The sequence below is a fragment of the Eubacterium sp. CAG:156 genome (genome assembly GCF_000434315.1).
Classification (GTDB): Bacteria; Bacillota; Clostridia; order Lachnospirales; family Lachnospiraceae; genus Eubacterium_U; species Eubacterium_U album.
In genome coordinates, this window is the sequence record NZ_FR878153.1 from 1 (window position 1) to 4933 (window position 4933).

The following is a 4933-nucleotide window of genomic DNA, read 5'->3' on the forward strand; positions in this document are numbered from 1 at the left end:
GCCTTCACGCAGCGAAGCTGTTGGAATAAATGCGACTTTCTTATTTTCAATTTCTTCCTTTATCAGACTTCCTACACTTGAAAAATGCGAACATAAAAATAGTTTCATCAATATTCTCCTTTATAAACTTCGATTTATCCATTTCCCTATTTTATTTCTCTCACAATAATACATTGCAGTTTCTAAATTTCCATATTTAATATTTTCCATCTCTTCTAACATTTTAAAATTTACCCGTCTAATTCCTTATTATCGTTAATAAAACTGGAAATTACTATTGCTTATTCTTTCTTCTATAAATTTTTCTTATAAACAGTTCATTATTTTCAGATGTTTCTACAATAGATATATTAAAATTATTGTCATCAAATTCTGGGAAAAAGACATCCCCTTGCTCTACATTTATATTAATCTCAGTAATGTACATTACGTCCACTAGTGGTATGGCTTCTTTGTATACTCCATAGCCACCGGCTATATATACATCTTTTCCTTTTGCAAATTCTATAGCCTCTTTTACACTAGATGCTGTATGAAGATTTTCACCTATATATTTTTTAGTATTCGAAATAACTATCGTTTCTCTATTTGGAAGCGGGCGACCAATTTCATCGTATGAATTTCGTCCCATTATTACAACATTTCCTGTTGTAAGTTCCTTGAATTGTTTTTGTTCTCCCTTTATTTTCCACGGAATTTTTCCATTTTTTCCAATAACATTATTTTTTGAACGGGCTACTATTAAACCTATCATATAAATTTTCTCCTTATATAAAAGTTTTTACGAGACTAATTTCCCTGGTTTACCTTTTCAATATAATAATCCAGTTTTTGTTTCATCCGTAATTATATGCTCTATTCCTGAATGTTCCTTACTAAGATATTCCTTTAGAAAAGTTGGAAATGCTTTGTATTTATCCAAATCTTTTATTGGTATCCAATGCATTGTTTCTCTTACTCCCTGGCTATAACTATCACTATTAAGCTGTTTTGTTCCTCTAGGCTTCATCAAATAGTACATTGATATTTCATGGCAATCCATTCCTTTTAAAGTTCCCTGATTTTCATTGAAGAAATTTTCGTGAATAACTGCAAGGCGTTCAATTTCATATTCTACACCTGTTTCCTCAAGCACTTCTCTTTTTACTGCCTGCTCAGATGTTTCTCCAACATGAACTCCACCACCGATTGAGTAATAATAATCGTCTATTTCATTTCCTGCAAATAGCACACAACCTTCTTCAATTATTATTGCTGCTGCACGATATCTAAACCATTTATTTTCTCTTGTAAATCCACAATCCTGCATATTCTTTCTCCTCTAATCTTATAATTGTGTATAGTTTTTGATTTGACAAAATACTTATAAACATAACTTTATAGATTCAACAGATATAGTATGCTATCCCTGTCCGGATAGGAATATGGTACTGGTAGTTCTTCTGAATTAATTCTTTTAAAACCAGCTTTTTCATAAAACCTATGTGAGATATGAGCAACCGCAGGTGTATCCAAAATTATATGCTCAATACCTTTGCTGTTAGCATACTTCAAAAGTTCATTGTATAATGAAAGTCCTACTTTCTGTGAACGAAACGCCTTCTCTACAAAAAATTTTTTCAAAACAGTACAATTTTTCTCCTTCAACATGAGTCCGATTGTACCAATTACTCTGTCATCGGATAAAGCAACCCAAAATTATCCTTTACAAACCGACATTCTACTATTTATTCCAAATCATAAGATTTTCTTTTAATTTTCTAATCGTATAAAGCCATCATGTTTATATAAGTATGATTTTTATTTTACATAATATATTACCATCGCTCACTTTCAATAGCAATTTATTTCCCTAGTAATCTTCTTTTTCGCGTAAAATATATGTGTTATATTATTTAAGCTTAAGTTTTATTATTTAACTATTATTTAAATTTTCTATTATTTAAAAATTGACCATTACCGCTTCCCGACTGTATATAAGGTGAAAGGAGAAACAATTCAAATTATGAGTACTCAGCAATTCGAAGAGAAATACTACAAGTACAAGGATCTTCTTTTCAGAATAATCTTCACATATGTAAAAAATCCAAATGACGCTGAAGATATTTTGCAGGAGGTTTTTACAAAACTTTATTGTAGTAACAAAGCTTTTGAAACAGATGAACATGAAAAAAGATGGCTCATTAGAATTTCAATTAATCTCTCCAAAAATCACCTGAAATTATTTTGGAATAAGAAAAGAGATATTTTTAATCATGAAGACTTACCGGGAGAATCATTTTCTTCAGAATATAATGATTTACTGCAAATGGTTCTAAACCTCCCTGACAAATGTAAAGCTCCAATGTATCTGCATTATTACGAAGGATATTCCTGTAAGCAAATTGGTGAAATACTTGGCTGTAAAGAATCAGCAATTAAAATGAGATTAAAAAGAGGACGTGAGCTCTTAAAAATGAATTTAGAGGAGGATAAACAGTATGGATGTTAATGAATATAAAAAAGTATATGATGAAATTAAAACATCTGAAAAAATCGACAACAAAATATTAAATTCTGTTAAGGATACAAAAAAGAAACATTCTTATCCGCGATTACTTAAAGTTGCTTCTATTGCACTAGCCTGTATTTTATTATCAAATGGCAGTGTTTATGCAATTAACTATATTTTACATATGGATTCACACGTTAAAAATAAGGTTATTAAAACTACAGAGAAAGAAACACATGAACAATATCTTATTAAAAACGGATATGACACTATTTATACTGATTCAAATTTAAAAAACATTAAGTGTGAAGATAAAGGTATTTCCGTCGAACTTGTGGAAACTGTAGCTGACAATAATATTGCATACGTTTATTTTAAGGTTGATTATGGAAAATGGGAAAAAACTGTAGAAGATATGGGCTATGATTTGGTTGATGTCTTTATGGACGTTGATTTTTATTGTACAAAATCTAATGGTAAACAAGTTGGTCTGTCATGGGCAACAGGATATGCTAATCATTATAAATCAGATGATACAAGTTACACTTACGGTTTTGATGTTGATAATGAACGTGATTTAGATTTTGAAAATATTACTATGCAAATAAAATCTTTTTATGCTACAGGTCATACAGTTTATTCTGAAGATGAAACTTTTGTAAATGGCAATTGGAAAATATCCTGGGATTTAAAACATGGTACTGAAGAACTTAGAAAAACATTTAATAGGGAAATTGATTTAGGCGAAAAATATAACAACAAAAAGGTTTATATTAATGAAATAATTATCACACCTATTGAATACACAATCTACTATTCATACCATAAGGGTGAAAAAAACACTTTACCATTGATAGATGTAATAGATGAACTTAATACCGGTATTGCAACATTAAATATTAAAGGTAAAGAAACCTCGCCTAAAGTTATTTCTCAGATTGATTCTGTAGAAAATGGCAGCAAACGTTCTAAATATACTGTATTCACAGGAGTTATTGGAAATCTTGATGATATTAAGTCAATAACTCTTCCGGGAAATAACACATTTGATATGACAAACTAAAAGCGTGAAAGTTTTTCTGTAAATCAAATATTTAAATATAATTAACAGCACCGGTAATTGTGATACGCACCCTACTTACTTGATTGGATGCATATTCAATTGACCGGTGACTTTCTTTTTAATATTCTCAAATTTCAAACAATTTATTACAACAAATTTTCAGGCCATTCGTCGCCTTCATCTAAGTTATTATCCATAAGCCACTTGTCTTCTACTGATATGATTTTTTTCTCATTATTTTCATTTACAAGTGTAACTGTCACCTTTGGCTTTTCACTTTCAGAACGTTCTTCACATCCATAATCGCCATCAAATATATGCTTAATTTTCCACATTTTATTACTCCGTTCCTTCAATTATTGTACCTGTCCACTTCACTCTGAATCCATGTCATAATTACATCTACCAAATAATCCTGCTGAATTCTGCTTAATTCTTTTCCCGGCTGAATTTTATGCCACTTTCTGATACACTCTCTGCAACATGTAGCTGTTGCATGCTGAGCAACAAACACCGGATGTCCTTTTGTTGGAGTTTGCTTTCCGTCATTTGGAATAAATGCAGGAGCTTCTCTTTTAAAAATAAATTCTCTTGCATGTTCCCTTATAGTTTCCATTCCCTTTTCATTTATGTAATCAATATCCTTTTGTTTTAAATGAAAACTACTGCGAAATTTTGAATTATTAAGTCTGCTAAATAGTTGTTTGTACCATTCTTCCTTTGTCATTTTCGAACTCCATTTATACAAATTCTTCTAATTATTAACTGCATATATTCATTTATCTTTTTTAACACGTGAAAATTATATATGCAGTTTTTAGTTTTAATCATTTATCATAAAATAATGTATCATCAAAACAAATATTACCAAAATAATTATTAATGCAATCATTGTTATTCCTATAAATACATTATTACTATTATCTCTACTTACAACATTATCCACATTTTCATTTGTAATATTTTTACTAGCTTGATTGTCTTCTGCTTTTCTAATTTCAACATTTATTAATGAAAATGAATCTGTTCTATTAATTATTCTTTGATAAAAATTTTTTACATATTGTACATCACTTTCGCTACATTCTGAATCTCCATTATTATGAGCTATATTATTACGTATCCATCTTATATGCTTAAGCATTTTATAATCGTATTGCCATGACTCAACAAGTTTGCTTTTCTCAAATGGTATTTGTTCCATTTCATTTACATACTGCGTAATTCCTTGATTGCTTCCCAGTAAATCTTTACATAAATTATCTAATTTTTTGTATTCTTCAAAAAATATAATTTCAATATTATTCATATTTTTATGCTCCTATATTTGATTAATATAAAATAAACGATTAATTCAAATAGGATTTTATTACTTCAAA

Annotated in this window: 6 protein-coding genes and 2 pseudogenes; 2 read left to right on the forward strand and 6 right to left on the reverse strand. The window is 29.4% G+C overall.

Annotated elements, in window-relative coordinates; translation table 11 throughout:
• The 3 genes and pseudogenes from ABMA45_RS04970 to ABMA45_RS04980 form a co-directional block, all read right to left on the reverse strand.
• Positions 1–108: pseudogene (locus tag ABMA45_RS04970) on the reverse strand (peptidase S51); the annotation flags it as partial.
• Positions 109–331: 223 nt separating this feature from the next.
• A pseudogene (locus ABMA45_RS04975) lies at positions 332–754 on the reverse strand (dihydrofolate reductase); the annotation flags it as partial.
• Positions 755–811: 57 nt separating this feature from the next.
• Positions 812–1309: an NUDIX hydrolase gene (locus ABMA45_RS04980; RefSeq protein ID WP_022088785.1), complete on the reverse strand. Its 498-nt coding sequence runs from the start codon at positions 1307–1309 to the stop codon at positions 812–814.
• Positions 1310–2005: 696 nt separating this feature from the next.
• Here ABMA45_RS04980 and ABMA45_RS04985 point away from each other — a divergent pair.
• Positions 2006–2491 (forward strand): RNA polymerase sigma factor, encoded by a 486-nt coding sequence (locus ABMA45_RS04985; protein ID WP_022088786.1) that lies wholly within the window; start codon positions 2006–2008, stop codon positions 2489–2491.
• Complete coding sequence (locus ABMA45_RS04990) at positions 2481–3554, forward strand: DUF4179 domain-containing protein (RefSeq protein WP_022088787.1); 1074 nt, start codon at positions 2481–2483, stop codon at positions 3552–3554. The genes ABMA45_RS04985 and ABMA45_RS04990 overlap by 11 nt, the downstream gene beginning before the upstream one ends.
• Before the next feature lie 146 nt (positions 3555–3700).
• On the opposite strand, the gene ABMA45_RS04995 is transcribed toward ABMA45_RS04990, so the two are convergent.
• The 3 genes from ABMA45_RS04995 to ABMA45_RS05005 all read right to left on the reverse strand — a co-directional run bounded on the left by ABMA45_RS04995 (position 3701) and on the right by ABMA45_RS05005 (position 4863).
• The gene (locus tag ABMA45_RS04995; RefSeq protein WP_022088788.1) at positions 3701–3889 is read right to left on the reverse strand and encodes a hypothetical protein; all 189 of its coding nucleotides are present in this window, start codon (positions 3887–3889) and stop codon (positions 3701–3703) included.
• Positions 3890–3906: 17 nt separating this feature from the next.
• The gene (locus tag ABMA45_RS05000; RefSeq protein WP_022088789.1) at positions 3907–4281 is read right to left on the reverse strand and encodes a DUF4186 domain-containing protein; all 375 of its coding nucleotides are present in this window, start codon (positions 4279–4281) and stop codon (positions 3907–3909) included.
• A gap of 96 nt (positions 4282–4377) precedes the next feature.
• Positions 4378–4863, reverse strand: a complete 486-nt coding sequence (locus ABMA45_RS05005; RefSeq protein ID WP_022088790.1) for a DUF6548 family protein — start codon at positions 4861–4863, stop codon at positions 4378–4380.
• Between the last annotated feature and the right edge of the window lie 70 nt (positions 4864–4933).

Excerpts from the sequence above, each read along its gene's own strand:
- ABMA45_RS04980 (WP_022088785.1), bottom strand. The coding sequence starts at position 1,309 with ATGCAGGATTGTGGATTTACAAGAGAAAATAAATGGTTTAGATATCGT.
- ABMA45_RS04985 (WP_022088786.1), top strand. The coding sequence starts at position 2,006 with ATGAGTACTCAGCAATTCGAAGAGAAATACTACAAGTACAAGGATCTT.
- ABMA45_RS04990 (WP_022088787.1), top strand. The coding sequence starts at position 2,481 with ATGGATGTTAATGAATATAAAAAAGTATATGATGAAATTAAAACATCT.
- ABMA45_RS04995 (WP_022088788.1), bottom strand. The coding sequence starts at position 3,889 with ATGTGGAAAATTAAGCATATATTTGATGGCGATTATGGATGTGAAGAA.
- ABMA45_RS05000 (WP_022088789.1), bottom strand. The coding sequence starts at position 4,281 with ATGACAAAGGAAGAATGGTACAAACAACTATTTAGCAGACTTAATAAT.
- ABMA45_RS05005 (WP_022088790.1), bottom strand. The coding sequence starts at position 4,863 with ATGAATAATATTGAAATTATATTTTTTGAAGAATACAAAAAATTAGAT.